Consider the following 15,762-nt stretch of genomic DNA (forward strand, 5'->3'; position numbering starts at 1 on the left):
GAGGGCGGGGGTGGCCCGGGACCGGCGGGGGCGTCGAGCCAGAACGGGCCCGGCGCGGCGTCCCGCGGCGAGTGCGGGTGCTCCATGGGGGCGCCCTTCGGTTCGCGGAGGAGCCCGGTCGCGGAGCTCCTTCCGAGGTGTCGCCCATGAGACCCGGCCGCGGGCGGCAAGGTCAATGGGGTTGACGTAAGGGCCGGGACCGGTGCCAGGGGCGATCCGGGAGCCCTCGGCCGGGGAACTCCTCGCCCACCTCCAGGGCCTGCCGGCCCGCTGCAAGCTCCCGCGGAGCCTCCTCCTCGTCCCCGAACTGCCCCGCGGCGCCACCGGAAAGCTGCTGAAGGGCCCCCTCCGGTACCGCTACGGCAGCACCCCCACCGGCTGACCCTCTGGGGGAACCGCCATGCCCCTCGCCGTCCACGGCATCGACGGGATCCGCGCCCGGCCGGATGCCGACCTCGGCCACGGCTCCTGGGGCGAGGTCGCCCGGTCCCGCGTCGACACCTTCGGCGGCACCGTCGCCCACGACCGCATCGCCGCGGTCGAGGACGTCCGCGGCGGCGTCGAGGTCACCGTCGACCTCGCCATCGAGACCGCCGGCTCCGAGAAGCCGGCCCGCGTGGCCCAGGCCGTCCACCGCTTCCACGCCTGACCCGCCCGCACACCCCTCAGGGGCGGGTGCCGGTGCCGACGCCCGTACCCGACGCGTACCCGCGCGCCGGGTACGGTTCTCCCGCGTCCGGCGGAGGAAGGGGAGGGACCATGACGACGAGGCCCCGCGAGGTGGTCGGCCCCCTGGAACGGGGGCTCGCGGTGCTGGAGGCCGTCGCCGCCGGGGACGGCGGGAGGCGGGGGCTCGGCGAGCTCGCCCGGGCGACAGGGCTGGCGCGGTCCACGGTCGACCGGGTCGCCACCACGCTCACCGCCCTCGGGGTGCTGCGGGCCGAGGGGCGGGACCTGCTGCTCGCCCCCGGCGCGGCCGGGCTCGGCAACGCCTACCTCGACTTCTGCGGGTTGCCCGGACTCCTCGGCCCGCACGCCACCGCGCTCGCCGAACGGCTCGACGAGGCGGTGTCCCTGGCCGTGCCCGACGGGGACGGGGTCCGCTTCCTGGCCCAGGCGAACCGGCGCCGCGCGATGGCGATCGGCTTCCGGCCGGGGGACCTGCTGCCGGCCCGGCGCTGCGCTCCCGGCGCGCTGTTCGCCGCCGGGTGGGACGAGGAGCGGTGGGCGGGACACCCGGACGACCCCGGGTTCCGCGCGCGGGTCGCGCGGGCCCGTGAGCGGGGCGTGGCCGTCGACGACCAGCTGATCGAACCGGGGCTCGTCTCCGTCGCCCTGCCGGTACGGGACCCGGCGGGGGCCGTCGTGTGCGCGGTGAGCGTCGTCAGCCACACCAGCCGGCACGACGCGGCGGCCCTGGAGGCGCTGGCGGTGGCGCCGCTGGGGGACACGGTCGCGGCGATGGAGACCGCGCTCGCCGGCGGCCCGGCCCGGACCGCCGGAGCCGGGACCGGACCCGGTACGGCCGGGCCCGAAGGCGGGTCCGGTGTCGCCGGGTTCAAGGAGGAGCTGGGCTCCGGGTTCCTCCAGTCGCTGGCCCGGGGTCTGGACGTGCTGCGCGCCTTCGGAGCCGTACGGGGCCCGGCCCGGCTCACCGACCTCGCCCGGCTCACCGGACTGCCCCGGGCCACCGCGCGGCGTTCGCTCCTCACCCTGGCCCACCTGGGGTACGTACGGGAGGACCCCGGGGGCTTCGTCCTCCTCCCCCGGGTCCTGGAACTCGGCCACGCCCGGCTCTCCGCGCTCACCCTCCCGGAGATCGCCACCCCGCACCTGGTCCGTCTGGTGCGCGACGTGCGGGAGTCGGCGTCGGTGGCGGTGCTGGACGGGGACGACATCCGGTACGTGGCGCGGGTGGCGGGAAGCAGGCTGCTGCACATCGACATCGTGGTGGGCACCCGCCTGCCCGCGTACGCGACCTCGATGGGGCGGGTACTGCTCGGCGCCCTGCCGGAGGGCGAGCGGGACGGCCGGCTGGGGCGGATCGTCCCGGAGGCCCTGACGCCCCGGACCCTGACCGGGACCGGGGAGCTGCGGGAGGCGGTGGCGGCGACCGCGGAGCGGGGTTTCGGCTGGGTGGAGGAGGAGCTGGAGGAGGGTCTGCGGTCGGTCGCGGTACCGGTGCGCGACGGGGCCGGCCGGGTGGTCGCCGCGCTCAACGTGGCCCTGAACGCGGGCCGTTGTCCCCCCGAGGAGAGCCTGGCGACGCTCCTTCCGCAGCTGCGGGAGACGGCCGGCCGGATCTCGGCGGACCTGGCGGCGGTGGGCCGCCACGCACCCGTGCCGACGACTTGACGAGGCGTCAGCGTGCTTTCTTCCGGCTCCGCTTGAGGGCGCCGGCCGCGTCCGGGTGCAGCGCCTCCAGTGCCGTCAGCATCAGCTCCAGGGCGAAGGGGTAGCCGCTGTCCCGCATGTCGGCGACGAGGAGCGGGTACGTCGCCGCGATGTTCGGGTGGGTCTCGGCGGGCAGGCGGCCGTAGACCTCCCCCCAGACCTCGGCGTCCGCCTCTCCCGCCGCCTCCGGCAGCGCGGCGGCGGCCGCGTCCTGGGCGGCGAAGGCCAGCGCCTGGTCGACGAAGGCGTGGTAGACGCGGACCGCCAGCGGGTCGGGGAAGCCGCCGTCGCGCAGGATGCCGAGGATCTTCTCGACCGCCCGCGTCTCGTGCGGGCGGCCCGTCGTGCGGTGCGCCGCCAGCAGGGCGGCCTGCGGCTGGGAGAGGTAGGAGCGGTGGATGCGCAGGCCCATCGCGCGCAGGTCCGTCCGCCAGTCGCCCGTCGCCTCCCAGCCCTCCTGCGCCCGCCCCACGAGTTCGTCGGCGAGCGCGAGGAGCAGGGCGTCGGTGTTGCGGAAGTAGCGGTAGAGGGCGCTGGGGTCGGCGCCGAGGGCCGCGCCCAGTCTCCGTACGGAGAGGGCTTCGGCGCCGTGCTGGGCCACCAGGCGCAGCGCGGTGTCGACGATGAGCCGTTCGGAGAGGACGGCGCCCTGCTTGGTCGGCCGGCGGCGCTGCCGGTTTCCTTCGGGTACGACACGTGCGGACATGGCCGGGACCTTACGTCAACACCATTGACGTGTAAACGGCCCACGGGCTTCCATGGCGCCCGTCACCTGAACGGCGGCGCCGGTGGCAGCCGGCCGCCGCGGCCGGTGCACCTCCGTCCGGCGCCCGCCGCGCGGCGCCCCGCGCCCCGGCCGGCCGTCGTCCGCCCCGCGCCCTTCCGGCGCGACCGCAGCAAGGGAGCCGCCTCATGGCCCAGGCCGACCTCGTCTTCACGCGAGGCCCCGTCCTCACCCTGGATCCGGCACGGAGCCGGGCCACCTCGCTGGCCGTCACCGGCGACCGGATCACGGCCGTCGGCCACGACGAGGTGCGCGAACTGATCGGCCCCGGCACCGAGGTGGTCGACCTGACCGGCAAGCTGCTGCTGCCCGGTTTCCAGGACGCGCACATCCACGCGGTGGGCGGCGGCAGCGAACTCGCCGAGTGCGACCTCACCGGGAGCGTCGACGTCGCGGAGTACCTGGAGCGGATCCGGGCGTACGCCGAGGCGCGCCCGGACCACGAGTGGATCACCGGCGGCGGCTGGTCGATGGAGAGCTTCGAGGGCGGCATGCCGACCCGCCGGCTCCTGGACTCGGTCGTCCCCGACCGCCCCGTCCTGCTGTCGAACCGCGACCACCACGGGGCCTGGGCCAACACCCGCGCCCTGGAGCTGGCCGGACTCACCGCCGCCACCCCCGACCCGGCGGACGGCCGGATCGAGCGGGAGGCCGACGGCACCCCGAGCGGCATGCTCCAGGAGGGGGCGACCGGCCTGGTCTCGCGCTTCGTGCCGCCGAGCACCGCCGAGGACCGCCTCGCGGGCCTGCTGCGGGCGCAGCGGCTGCTGCACTCGCTGGGCGTGACGGGCTGGCAGGACGCCCTGCTCGGCTCGTTCAACGGCATGTCCGACCCGGCGGACGCCTACCTGGCGGCGGCCGGGGACGGCTCGCTGACCGCCCGGGTGACCGGCGCGCTGTGGTGGGACCGCGAGCGCGGGGCGGAGCAGATCCCCGAACTGGTGGACCGCCGCGAACTGTTGAACGCGGGCCGGTTCAAGGCCACCTCGGTCAAGATCATGCAGGACGGCATCGCGGAGAACTTCACCGCCGCGATGACCGCCCCCTACCTCGACGGCTGCGGCTGCGCGACCGCCAACACCGGGCTCAGCTTCGTCGACCCGGAGGCGCTGCGCGGCCACGTCACCGAGCTGGACGCCCTCGGTTTCCAGGTGCACTTCCACGCGCTCGGCGACCGGGCCGTGCGGGAGGCGCTGGACGCGATCGAGGCGGCCGTCACGGCCAACGGCCGCCGCGGCAACCGCCACCACCTCGCCCACCTCCAGGTCGTGCACCCCGGCGACCTGAACCGTTTCGCCGAGCTCGGCGCGATCGCCAACATCCAGCCCCTGTGGGCGGCGCACGAGCCGCAGATGGACGACCTCACGATCCCGTTCCTCGGCGAGGAGCGGGCGGCCTGGCAGTACCCCTTCGGCTCGCTGCTGCGGGCCGGGGCGACGCTGGCCGCGGGCAGCGACTGGCCCGTCTCCAGCCCGAACCCCCTGGAGGGCGTCCACGTCGCCGTGAACCGGCGCGCCCCGGAATCCCCGGACCGGAGGGTCTTCTACCCGGAGGAGCGCATCGACCTCCTCTCCGCGCTCACCGCCTACACGGCCGGCACGGCGCACGTGAACGGGCACGACGACGCGGGCAGCCTGATGCCGGGCAACCTCGCCGACCTCGTCGTCCTCGACCGGGACGTCCTGGCCGCGCCGGCCGACGAGATCGCCGAGGCGCGCGTGGAGCGCACCTACGTCGGCGGGGCGCTGGTGTACGGGGGCTGACGCGTCGGGGTCCGGGACCCGGGGCCCTGGATCCGAGATCTTGGATCCGATCTCCCGGATCTCGGATACAGGATTCCGGATCCAGGATTCCGGATCCCGGATCCCGGATCCCGGATCCCGGATCCCGGATCCCGGATCCCAGAGATCGGATCCCGGACCTTGGAGATCGGATCCCGGACCCTGGAATCCGGATCCAGTCCGGCCCCCTACCCTCCCCGCACCGAGGACCCTCGGACGTCCAGCCTGACCGGCACGAGCGCCCCGCCGGTCTCCCGCAGCCCCTGCTCCAGTACGGCGACGAGGTGGGCGATCCCCGCCTCGGCGACCGCGTCCGGGCGCAGGCTCAGCGTGGTCACCGGCGGTTCGGTGTGCAGGGCGGTCTCGTCCTCGCTGACACAGGCGAGGAGGAGGTCGCCGGGGACGTCGTAGCCGTGGCGGCGGGCCGCGTCCAGGACGAGCGGCGGGCTGGCCTCGGCGACGACCAGGAGGGCGTCGGGGCGGTCGGGTCCGGTACCCAGGGCCGTCTCCACGGCCTGGATCGCCGGTCCGTTGCCGGGCTCGGCGACCCGTACGGACAGCTCCGGCAGCCCGTGCGCGGCGCACCACGCGCGGTGCGCCGCGCCGATCTCGCGGTGGAAGCGGGTGGTGCTGTCGGGGATGACGAGCACCGGCCGGCGGGCGCCCTGGGCGTGGAAGTGGTCCAGGGCCTGTCCGACGACGTCGGTCGCGTCGACGTCCACCCAGTGGGCGCCGGGCCTGCCTTCCACGGACCGGTCGCTGAAGACCGGGATGCGGGCGGCCAGCAGGTCCTCGACGATCCGGTCGTCGGCGACGGGGTCGGCGACGACCACGGCGTCCAGGGGCAGGGCCGCCCACTCGCTCTGGAGGGAGCCGGCGGGCAGCAGCACCACCGCGTAGCCGCGCGCGAGCGCGGTGGCGGCGGTGGCCCCGGTGAGGCGGGCGAAGTACGGCGACTCCAGGAAGGTCCACGGGGTGTCGGCGAGCTCGCCGACGACGTAGCCGATCAGCCGGGCCCGTCCCGCGCGCAGCTGGCGTGCGGTGGCGTTGGGCCGGTAGCCCATGCGGCGCGCGGTGTCGCGGGCCTTCTCCCGGACCTCGGGGGAGAGCCGGCCGGTGCCGTTGAGGGCCGCCGAGACGGTGGTCTTGGACAGGCCGGCCTCGCGGGCCACGTCGACGAGCCGGACCCGCGGCGCCGGCCCCCCGGTCGCCGTGCCGTACGCCGGGGCCGTCGTGCCGTACGCCGGGGCCGTCGCGCCGTACGCCGGAGTGGCCACGCCGCGCTCCGGGGTCGCTCCGTCGTGCTCTGAAGCTTCGGTCATGCGGCCGATGGTGCCATCCCTCTGACCATTGCAGAACCGTTCCCGCAAAGCTTGCCCGGAACTCTTGTGCGGGAACGTTCCCGCATCAATACTCGCTCCATCTCCCCAGCGCCCGTCACTACACCCGTAAAGGGGTGGGTCTGCATGCGCACGCCCAGATTCATCGCACTCGCCTGTACCGCCGCCGTCGCGGTCTCCCTCACCGCCTGCTCCGGCGCCACCCGGCCGCAGCAGGGCACGGCCGACGGGGCCGGCTTCAAGCTCTCCCCGACCTCGCCGGCCGCCCAGGGCCCGCTCGACTCCTTCACGTGGTCGCTCTACGCGGAGCCGTACACCCTCGACTACGCCCTCGCGTACGACTACCCGCCGAACACCGTGCTCGCCAACGTCTGCGAGCAGCTGCTGCGGGTCACCCCCGACCTGAGGATCGAGCCCGGTCTCGCGGTGAAGTGGACGCGGCCCGACCCGCGCACCCTCGTCTACACCCTGCGTCCGAACGTGAAGTTCCACGACGGCACGGTCATGACCGCGGACGACGTCGTCGCCTCCCTGAAGCGGCAGATGGACCCGGCCACCGGCTCCCCGTGGAGCACCGCCTTCAAGACCGTCGACTCCATCGGGAAGAGCGGGCCGCTGGAGGTGACGATCAAGCTCGGCAAGGCCGACGCCCTCTTCCACGAGATGCTGGCGGCCTCCCCCGGCACCGTCGTCAGCGCCGCCTCCCTCGCCGAGCAGGGCGAGGACTACGGCACCCCCGAGGGCAAGCTGAACTGCACCGGCCCGTTCTCCCTGGAGAAGTGGGCGCAGGGCGACAGCATCACCCTGAAGAAGAACCCGGACTACTGGGACGAGAAGCTCGTCGCCAGGTCCGGGTCCGTCAAGTTCACCTTCATCGAGGACGCGGCCGCCCGCGCCAACGCCTTCCTGTCCGGGACGGCCGACGGCGGCTACATGGTGCCGTCCGCCTCCTTCGCCCGGCTCCGCGACAGCGGCAAGGGTTCGCTGCTCTTCGGCCCCAACACGGCCGCCGCCGACCTCGCCGTCCTGAACTTCAAGGGCGCCCTCGGCGACGTCCGGGTCCGCCGGGCCCTGTCGATGGCGCTGGACCGGAAGAACATCGTCAAGGCCGCCGCCGGCGGTGTCGGCGTCCCGGCCAAGGCCCCCGCGGCGCGCGGCGCCTGGGCGCTCGTCCCCGAGAAGACCGCCACCCACTACGACACGCTGCCCGAACCCGTCCACGACGTGGCAGGCGCGAAGAAGCTGGTGGAGGAGGCCGGGGCCACCGGCAAGAAGGTCACCGTCGCGACCAGTTCGATGGCCCCCGAGATCAGCGTCCTCGCCAACGCCGTCCAGGCGGCGGGCCGCGAGATCGGCCTGGACGTCAGGCTCCAGCCGGTCTCCCCGGACGCGTACAGCGGCATCTTCGTCGACCCGGCCGCCCGCGAGGGCCTGGACCTGGTCATCACCCACGGCTACGACAACACGCCGGACCCGCTGGAGTTCTACCAGTACCTGCGCACCGGCGACTTCGGCAACTACGGCAACTGGTCCGAAGCCGAGTACGACCTCGCCTTCGACCGCGCCAACACCGAGTACGACCCCGCCGAGCGCGCCGACCTGACCGCGAAGGTCCAGGAGATCGCGCTGCGCGAACTGCCGGTCATTCCGGTGTACGAGGCCCCGTTCTCGGTCTTCCTCGGCAAGAGGATCACCGGCGCGCCGACCGGCATCGCCCAGCTCTACTACCCGTGGGCCGCGACGATCGGGGCCGCCCGGTCATGACCCGTTTCCTCGTCGGCCGGCTCCTCGGCCTGGTGGCGGTGGTGTTCGTGACCTCGGTCGTCGTCTTCGGCACCGTCCACCTCGCCCCCGGCGACCCGGTCACCTTCCTCCTGCACGGCCGCCCCGCGACTCCCGAGACCGTGGCGGCCCTGCGGGCCGGGCACCACCTGGACGACCCGCTCGTGGTCCAGTACGGCAAGTGGCTCGGCGGCGTCCTCACCGGCGACCTCGGGCGCTCCGCCCAGTACCACCAGGACGTCACCGCGCTCCTCGGCTCGCGGCTGCCCGGCACCGCCCTGCTCGTCGGGTACGCGGCGCTGCTGGTCGCCGTGCTCGGTGTCGGCGCGGGCGTCCTCGCCGCGCTCCGCCCCGGCCTCCTCGACCGGACCGTGCTCATCGGCACCGGCGTGGCCACCGCCACCCCGTCCTTCGTGACGGCCATCGTGCTCGTCTCGGTCTTCTCGGTGCGGCTCGGCTGGTTCCCCGGGCCGGGCGGCGGGGCCGCCGAGGGCCTCGGCCCCCGGCTCCACCAGCTGACCCTGCCGGCCCTCGCGCTCGCCCTCGCCTTCGCGGGCCTGCTCGCCCGGGTCACCCGCTCCGCGATGCTCGACGAGCTGGGCCGCGAGCACGTCGAGGTGGCGCGCGCCCGGGGCGTCGCCCGCCGGGCCGTGGTCCGCCGGCACGTGCTGCGCAACGCGCTCGGCCCGGTCGTCACCGTCGGCGGCACCATGCTCGCCGGCCTGCTGATCAGCACCGCGATCGTGGAGACCGCCTTCGACGTGCCCGGACTCGGTTCGCTGCTCGTGCAGTCGGTCACCGCCCAGGACTTCGCCGTCGTCCAGGCGGTCACCCTGCTCAGCGTCGTCGCCTTCGTCCTCGTCAACCTCGCGGTCGACCTCCTCGCGCCGCTCGTCGACCCCCGTCTCTCCCCCGGGGAAGGCTCCTCATGACCACCACCCTCACCACGGCGCCGTACCGCGGGCCGGGCCCGCGCGGGCTGCGCCTCCTCGGGCAGGGTCCGCTCTTCACCGTCTCGGTCGCGGTGCTCGCGCTGCTCGTCCTCGTCGCCGTGTTCGCGCCGCTGCTCGCCCCGTACGACCCCGAGGCGCTGGACCTGGGCGCGAGCCTGGCCGGCACCTCCGGCGACCACCTCCTCGGCACCGACCAGTCCGGGCGCGACATCCTGTCGCGGCTGCTCCACGGCGCCCGCACCGGCCTCCTCGGCCCGCTCCTCGTCGTCGGCGTCTCCACCCTGCTCGGCACCCTGCTGGGCGTGGTGGCGGCCTGGCGCGGCGGCTGGGCCGACGCGGTCGTCTCCCGCTCGATGGACCTGGTCTTCTCCGTGCCGGGCCTGATGACGGCGATCCTGCTGGTCGCGGTCACCGGCCCCGGCATGACGGCCCCCGTCATCGCCATGGCCGTCGCGTACACCCCGTACGTGGGCCGGCTGGTGCGCGGCATCGCCCGGCAGGAGAAGGCGCGGCCGTACGTCGAGGCGTACGTGGTGCAGGGCTGGTCCGGCTGGACGGTCTGCGTCCGCCATCTGCTCCCCAACATCGCGCCGACCGTCTTCGCGCAGTCGGCGATGAACTTCGGCTACACCCTGATGGACCTGGCCGCCCTGTCCTTCCTCGGCTTCGGCGTCCAGCCGCCGACCGCCGACTGGGGAACCATGATCAACGAGGGCCAGGGGGCCGTCCTCCAGGGCGCGATGCTGCCGGCGCTCGCGCCGTCCGTGTGCATCGTGCTCGCGGTGGTCGCCTTCGGCATCGTCGGCGAGGGCCTCGCCGACCGCATCGCACGGCGGGAGAGCTGAACGCCATGAACCCCTCGACACCCCCTCCCGCCCCTCCCTCCATGAACCGCGGGACGCCCCCTCCCGTCCTGGAGATCGACGGCCTGGAGCTGCGGCTCCCCGACGGCCGGGCCGCCCGCCCGATCCTCGACGGCGTCAGCCTGACCGTGCGCGCCGGGGAGACCGTCGGCCTGGTCGGCGAGTCCGGTTCCGGCAAGTCCGTCGCCTGCCGCGGCGTCCTCGGCCTGCTCCCCCGGGGCTCCCGCGCCACCGGGCAGGTCCGGGTCTCGGGCCGTGACGTGCTCACCATGAACCGGACGGAGCTGGCCGCGCTGCGGGCCCGCGAGGTGGCGATGGTCTTCCAGGACCCGCGCGCCTCCGTCAACCCGCTGCGCCGGGTGGGCGACTTCCTCACCGAGGGCCTGCGGGCCTCCGGCATCCCGGCCGCCCGGGCCACCGCCCGGGCCGAGGAGCTCCTCGACGCGGTCGGCATCCGCGACCCGCGCGGGGCGTTGCGCCGCCGCCCGCACCAGTTCTCCGGCGGCATGCTCCAGCGGGTCGTGATCGCCGCCGCGCTGGCCGCCGAGCCGGCGCTGCTGGTCGCCGACGAGCCCACCACCGCCCTGGACGTCACCACCCAGGCCGAGGTCCTCTCGCTCCTGGCCCGGCTGCGGGCCGAGCGCGGCACGGGCATGCTCTTCGTCACCCACGACCTGGAGCTGGCCTCGGCGATCTGCGACCGGGTGTACGTGATGTACGCGGGCCGGATCGTCGAGACCCGTTCCACCGACGAGCTGTTCGACCGCCCCCGCCATCCGTACACCGCCGGTCTGCTCGCCTGCACCCCCCGGATCGAGGCCGGCGCGCCCGCGCCCCGGCCGATCCCCGGCCGCCCGGTGTCGCTGGCCGAGGCGCCGCCCGGCTGCGCCTTCGCCGCCCGCTGCGCGCACGCGGTCGCGCGGTGCGCCGAGGAGAGGCCCGAACTGGCGCGGCACGGCGAGGGTTTCGCCGCGTGCCTGCGCGCCGAGGAAGGAATCACGCTGTGACGACGGGCAGGGAGAAGGGGCTCGTGGTCGACGGGCTGCGCAAGCGGTACGGCGGGCATCTGGCGGTCGACGGCGTGTCGTTCGCCCTCCCGCCGGGCGGTTCGCTGGCGATCGTCGGGGAGTCCGGCAGCGGCAAGACCACCACGGTCCGGATGCTGGTCGGTCTGGAGCGCGCCGACGGCGGCACGGTCCGCCTGGACGGCCGGGACCGCTCGGCCCGGCCCCGGGGCCGCGCGGAGCGCCTGGCGCGGGCCCGGGACGTCCAGATGGTCTTCCAGGACCCGTACCTGTCGCTGGACCCGCGGATCCCGGTGCGCGGCTGTCTGGACGAGGTGCTGCGGCTGCACACCTCCCTGGACGCCGCCGCCCGCGGGGCCCGGGTCGCCGACCTCCTCGACCGGGTCGGGCTCGGCGCCCGCGAGGCGACCGCCCTGCCCCGGGGCCTCTCCGGCGGCCAGCGGCAGCGCGTCGCGATCGCCCGCGCGCTCGCCGTGGAGCCCCGGGTGCTGGTCCTGGACGAGGCGGTCGCGGCGCTCGACGTGTCGATCCAGGCGCAGATCCTGGACCTGCTCCGGGAGATCCGCCGCGAGGCGGGCATCGGCTACCTCTTCGTCACCCACGACCTGGCGGTGGTGCGGCACGTCGCGGACGACGTGCTGGTCCTGAAGTCGGGCCGGGTGGTGGAGTCGGGTCCGGTGGACCGCGTCCTCGGATCTCCCGAGCACCCGTACACGCGGCTCCTGCTGAACTCGGTGCCGCGACGCGGCTGGAACCCGGCGGCGGTCACGGGCCGGGGGTGACGGGCGGGACGGCGGGGCGAGGGCGGCAGGACGCCCCGCGCCTCGGTGAGGCACCGCTCCTCCCCGCCCTCGTCGTCCCGCCGGACCGCGGGGACGAAGGGGAGGCTCCCGTCCTGCCGGTCCACCGGGCAGTGGCCGCCGGCGGAGCTGCCGCGCGGGCCGTCGCCCCGGGTCCGTTCCGCCGAGCGCCGGAAGACGAGCCGGCCGACCGCCCGTTCCTCCACGCGGTAGGGGTCGGGCGTCGGCGGGGCCCTTCCCACGGCCGCGTCGGCGGCTCCCGGGCGAGGAAGGATCCGACGAGCGCGACCGTGCGTTCCCCGGAGATCACCGGGTCGTCATTCCGCACCCGTCACGCGGTCCAGCACGGCCCGGACCGAGCGGACGACGGCGTCCCGGGAGGCGTCCGTGCGGTCGAGGGCCTCGAAGCCGTGCCGGCCGTCCGGCACGTCGACGATCTCCAGGTCCGTGCCGTGCTTCCCGGCGGCGGCGAGGAACGCCTCCACCGTCGCCGCGAACGCCGGGTGTTCCCGCCCGGCGCGGACCAGGACCACGGGCAGCGGGCCGGCGCCCGCGAGCGCGTCGACCGGGCGGAAGCGCGACCCGACGGTCTCCCAGCCGGGCGGCGCGGCGAGGACGGGGTAGGAGAGGGCGAGGCAGCGCAGCCACGGCGGGGGCGCCGCCAGCCAGTGCGCGGCGAGCAGACCGCCGCCGGAGAAGATCCAGACGCCGATCCGGTCCGGGTCGACCCGGGGGTGGGCGCGGAGCCGTTCCAGCGCCTCGGAGACGTCGCCGGCGGCGCGGGCGTAGTCGGTCAGGGCGTGCAGCCGGTGGTCGACGGTGGCGCCGACGGCGCCGAGGCCTGCCAGGTGGCGGGCGTAGCCCCGGTAGAAGGGGGTGTCGCGCGGGGTGGGGACGCGGTCCGCGTCGACGGGGCCTCCGTGGACGAGGAGGACGGCCGGCCGGCGCCCCTCCCCGTCCGGCGCGTAGACGTCGAGCCGGTCGTGCCGCTCGTGCGGGACCTCCGGGGTGGGCAGCAGGAACTCCTGCTGTTCGTAGGAGGGCTGGTCCTCCCCGAGGGTGATCCGGCGCCCCTCCCCCGCGGCGGCCCGCAGGAGCAGGCCGGCGAGTTCGGCCGGGTGGGAGAGCATCGGCCAGTGTCCCGCGGCGAGTTCGAGGAAGACGTAGCCGGGTCCGGCCAGCTTCCGGAGGCGCGGCGGGCCGGTGCGGACGAGCATCTCGACGACGTCGACGCCCGGGCCGTCGCCCGTGCACATCACCGCGGCGGCCGGCACCCGCTCCACGTCGCCGCCGAGCCGGAGGGGTTCGGTGAGGGTGCGCGCGGGCTGCGGCACCGCGAGCCGGTCCAGGCGGTCCAGGTCCTCGGCGGAGAGCCCGTCGAGGCTCCCCCAGCGCGCCCACCCGCGGCCCCGGGGCGGCGGCAGCGGCGAGGTGTCGTGGCCGAGCCGGTCGCGGGCGGCCTCGTCGCGGACGAGGAGCAGGGCGGGGTCACCGTCCGAGGGGAGTCCGGCGGCGACGTACACCACCCGGGCGGCCCGGTCCGCCCGCCGGTCGGCGGCGCCGAGCACGGGGTGGATGCCGTAGTCGTGTCCGACGAGGACGACCTCCGGCTCGTCGATCCGGTCGAGGAGCGCGGTCAGTTCCCCGATGTGCGTGCCGAGTCCGGCGTCCGGGTCGGTGTCCAGGGTCACCGGGTACGGCTCGGCACCGGCCTGCCGCAGCCGCTCCGCGACCCCGTCCCACACCCGTTCGCCGGTGAACGCCCCTCCCACCAGTACGTACGCCGTCATCGTCGCCTCCTCGCGTCTCGTGGCCCCAGCGGCCTCCGGCAGACTAGGAACTCCCCCTGGGGGAGGTTCCACCCCGGACGCGGACGGCCGGGGCCGGCGGCGGGAGGTGCGGGGTGACGGACGCGGACGACGGCACGTGGAGCATCGGGGAGCTGGCCGGGCGGGCCGGGGTGACCGTGAAGACCGTGCGGTACTACTCGGACCGGGGGCTGCTTCCCGAGGCGGGGCGCAGCGGCGGCGGGCACCGGCGGTACGGGCCGGGTGCGCTCGTCCGGCTGCGGGAGATCCGGTCGCTGCGGGCCCTGGGGCTCGGCGTGCCGGAGGTGGCGCGGGCGCTGGAGGACGAGCGGCGGCTGGCGGACGTGGTCGCCGGGGAGCTGGCGGGCGTCGCGCGCGAGCGGGCCGCGCTGGCGTGGCGGGAGGCGTCGCTGCGGCTCCTGACGGAGTGCGGTCCGGCCGAACGGGCCGAGCTGCTGCCCCTGTTGGGCGCCGCCGCGCTGCCGCCCGGGCCGGACGAGGTGGTCCGGTTCTGGCGGCGGTCGCTGCCGGTCCGGCTGCCCGCGCCGCTGGTGGCGCGGGTGCTCGACGAGGTGGTGCCGGTGCCGCCGGACGAGCCGACACCGGATCAGGTGCGGGCCTTCGCCCGGCTGCGGGCGCTGGTCGGCGACCCCCGGCCGGAGCGGTCGCCGAGGCCGCCGCTGCCGGGCGAGCGGTACCGGGCGGCGGTCCTGTACGAGGGGCTGGAAGAGGCGTACGGCCTGGCGGGCGCGGAGGTGCGGGCGGGGCGGGCGCCCGGCGGCCGGGACGCCCTGGACTGCTTCGCCGGCGCGTACGCCCTGGCCCTCGGCGAGCCCGACTCGCCCGCCTTCCGCCGGCGTCTCGTCGGGCTCCTCGGCCGGGAGAGCACGGCGGTGATGGCGCGGTACTGGAAGCTGGTCGTGCCGCTCCTCCCGGCGGGCCGCCCCGCCCTCGGCCTGCTGCACCACCACCTCACGGAGGCCCTGGCCGTGCTGCCGGCCTCCTGACGGGGCCGCCCGGGAGTGTTCGGATGGTGGGCGTCGGGCCGTCCGACTGGTGGTCGGGGTGGTGGCGGAACTCCGCCGCGAGCCGGCGTCGTCGCAGGTCGGAGCAGTGCGGGACATGCTCCCGGTGGCGCAATACTGTGGCAACACCACCGGAACCGTACCCCGGTTACGTTCCCTGCCATGCCCGCCGAACGCACCCCCGCCGCCCTCCCGGTCGCCGCAGCCCGCCGTCGCCGGCTGCGCGCGGACCGGGCCCGGCAGCTCGCCGACCTGCTGCGGCACCAGATCCTGACCGGCGCCTTCCCCCAGGGGGTGCTGCCGCTGGAGGACGTGCTCGCGGCCGACCACCACGCCAGCCGGAACACCGTCCGGCAGGCCCTCGACCTGCTGCGCGGCGAGGGTCTCGTGGAGCGGCAGCCGGGGGTGGGGACGGTCGTCGTCGGGGAGAAGTACCCGCACGGCCTGGACCGGCTCCAGGGGCTCGCCGAGACCCTGCACGAGCACGGCAGGGTCACCAACGAGGTGCGGAACCTGGGCCCCGTGCGGGCGCCCGGTCCGGTGGCCCACCGGCTCGGTCTGCCGGACGGCTCGGACGTGCTCTGCGTGGAGCGGCTGCGCCGCCTGGGCGGGCTGCCGCTCTCGCTCGACCTGTCGTACCTGCCGATGGACGTCGGCGGTGAACTCCTCGGCTGCGACCTGGAGAACACGGACGTCTTCCGGCTCCTGGAGCAGCTGACCGGCGGTCCGCTCGGCCACGCCGACATCACCCTGGAGGCGGTGAACGCCGACGCGCACGCGGCGGCCGTGCTCCAGGCCCCGCGCGGCGCGGCCCTGCTGCTGCTGGAACGGCTCACCCATCTGCCCTGCGGCCGGCCCGTGGACCTGGAGTTCATCCGCTTCCGCGGCGACCGGATCACCATGAGCGGCGTGCTGCGCCGCTCCCTCTGACCCCTTCACGCCTTCCCGCTTCGCATCCCTTCTCCTGGAGCCCGCCATGCCCCTCGTGCCCCAGCGCGCCGACGTGCCCGTGACGATCGACGAATCCCGTTGCATCGACGGCTGCACCCTCTGCGTCGACATGTGTCCGCTGGACTCGCTCGCGATCCGCGAGGAGGACGGCAAGGCCTACATGCACGTCGACGAGTGCTGGTACTGCGGCCCGTGCGCCGCCCGCTGCCCCACCGGCGCGGTGACCGTCAACATGCCCTATCTGCTCCGGTGAAAG

General features: G+C 75.6%; 15 protein-coding genes. 12 read left to right on the forward strand and 3 right to left on the reverse strand.

Annotated elements, in window-relative coordinates; translation table 11 throughout:
• The first annotated feature begins 202 nt into the window (after positions 1–202).
• The 3 genes from ACF1ED_RS10505 (at position 203) to ACF1ED_RS10515 (ending at position 2,355) form a co-directional block, all read left to right on the forward strand.
• Positions 203–382, forward strand: coding sequence for a hypothetical protein (locus ACF1ED_RS10505; RefSeq protein ID WP_391758648.1), 180 nt, complete (start codon positions 203–205; stop codon positions 380–382).
• Between the two features lie 18 nt (positions 383–400).
• Positions 401–649: a hypothetical protein gene (locus ACF1ED_RS10510; protein ID WP_391758650.1), complete on the forward strand. Its 249-nt coding sequence runs from the start codon at positions 401–403 to the stop codon at positions 647–649.
• 110 nt (positions 650–759) lie between these two features.
• Positions 760–2,355, forward strand: a complete 1,596-nt coding sequence (locus ACF1ED_RS10515; protein WP_391758652.1) for an IclR family transcriptional regulator C-terminal domain-containing protein — start codon at positions 760–762, stop codon at positions 2,353–2,355.
• Positions 2,356–2,362: 7 nt separating this feature from the next.
• On the opposite strand, the gene ACF1ED_RS10520 is transcribed toward ACF1ED_RS10515, so the two are convergent.
• The gene (locus ACF1ED_RS10520) at positions 2,363–3,100 is read right to left on the reverse strand and encodes a TetR/AcrR family transcriptional regulator (RefSeq protein ID WP_391758654.1); all 738 of its coding nucleotides are present in this window, start codon (positions 3,098–3,100) and stop codon (positions 2,363–2,365) included.
• A 206-nt stretch (positions 3,101–3,306) separates the two neighbouring features.
• On the opposite strand from ACF1ED_RS10520, the gene ACF1ED_RS10525 reads away from it, so the two are divergent.
• Entirely contained in the window at positions 3,307–4,941 is a 1,635-nt protein-coding gene (locus ACF1ED_RS10525; RefSeq protein ID WP_391758656.1) for an amidohydrolase, read from the forward strand.
• A 206-nt stretch (positions 4,942–5,147) separates the two neighbouring features.
• On the opposite strand, the gene ACF1ED_RS10530 is transcribed toward ACF1ED_RS10525, so the two are convergent.
• A complete protein-coding gene (locus ACF1ED_RS10530) occupies positions 5,148–6,281 on the reverse strand; it encodes a LacI family DNA-binding transcriptional regulator (protein WP_391758658.1) in 1,134 nt (377 codons plus the stop codon).
• Between the two features lie 144 nt (positions 6,282–6,425).
• Between ACF1ED_RS10530 and ACF1ED_RS10535 the strand changes: the two genes are divergently transcribed.
• Genes ACF1ED_RS10535 through ACF1ED_RS10555 form a run of 5 tightly spaced genes read left to right on the forward strand, consistent with a single transcriptional unit; the run spans position 6,426 to position 11,704 of the window.
• Complete coding sequence (locus tag ACF1ED_RS10535) at positions 6,426–8,063, forward strand: ABC transporter substrate-binding protein (protein ID WP_391758660.1); 1,638 nt, start codon at positions 6,426–6,428, stop codon at positions 8,061–8,063.
• On the forward strand, positions 8,060–9,013 hold the full coding sequence (locus ACF1ED_RS10540) for an ABC transporter permease (RefSeq protein ID WP_391758662.1): 954 nt from the start codon (positions 8,060–8,062) through the stop codon (positions 9,011–9,013). The genes ACF1ED_RS10535 and ACF1ED_RS10540 overlap by 4 nt, the downstream gene beginning before the upstream one ends.
• Positions 9,010–9,879: an ABC transporter permease gene (locus ACF1ED_RS10545; RefSeq protein ID WP_391758664.1), complete on the forward strand. Its 870-nt coding sequence runs from the start codon at positions 9,010–9,012 to the stop codon at positions 9,877–9,879. The genes ACF1ED_RS10540 and ACF1ED_RS10545 overlap by 4 nt, the downstream gene beginning before the upstream one ends.
• A gap of 41 nt (positions 9,880–9,920) precedes the next feature.
• A complete protein-coding gene (locus ACF1ED_RS10550; RefSeq protein WP_391758666.1) occupies positions 9,921–10,904 on the forward strand; it encodes an ABC transporter ATP-binding protein in 984 nt (327 codons plus the stop codon).
• Positions 10,901–11,704 (forward strand): ABC transporter ATP-binding protein, encoded by an 804-nt coding sequence (locus tag ACF1ED_RS10555; protein WP_391758668.1) that lies wholly within the window; start codon positions 10,901–10,903, stop codon positions 11,702–11,704. The genes ACF1ED_RS10550 and ACF1ED_RS10555 overlap by 4 nt, the downstream gene beginning before the upstream one ends.
• Positions 11,705–12,039: 335 nt before the next feature.
• Here the strand turns inward: ACF1ED_RS10555 and ACF1ED_RS10560 are convergent, their stop codons facing one another.
• Positions 12,040–13,512 (reverse strand): alpha/beta hydrolase, encoded by a 1,473-nt coding sequence (locus ACF1ED_RS10560; RefSeq protein ID WP_391758670.1) that lies wholly within the window; start codon positions 13,510–13,512, stop codon positions 12,040–12,042.
• Between the two features lie 113 nt (positions 13,513–13,625).
• Here ACF1ED_RS10560 and ACF1ED_RS10565 point away from each other — a divergent pair, with 113 nt between their 5' ends.
• From ACF1ED_RS10565 to ACF1ED_RS10575, 3 genes are all read left to right on the forward strand, one after another.
• Positions 13,626–14,537, forward strand: coding sequence for a MerR family transcriptional regulator (locus ACF1ED_RS10565; protein ID WP_391758672.1), 912 nt, complete (start codon positions 13,626–13,628; stop codon positions 14,535–14,537).
• Positions 14,538–14,717: 180 nt separating this feature from the next.
• Positions 14,718–15,485, forward strand: coding sequence for a GntR family transcriptional regulator (locus ACF1ED_RS10570; protein WP_391758674.1), 768 nt, complete (start codon positions 14,718–14,720; stop codon positions 15,483–15,485).
• A 46-nt stretch (positions 15,486–15,531) separates the two neighbouring features.
• Positions 15,532–15,759, forward strand: a complete 228-nt coding sequence (locus ACF1ED_RS10575; RefSeq protein ID WP_030497738.1) for a ferredoxin family protein — start codon at positions 15,532–15,534, stop codon at positions 15,757–15,759.
• The last annotated feature ends 3 nt before the right edge of the window (positions 15,760–15,762 follow it).

This window comes from Streptomyces sp. NPDC014656, assembly GCF_043084305.1.
GTDB lineage: Bacteria > Actinomycetota > Actinomycetes > Streptomycetales > Streptomycetaceae > Streptomyces.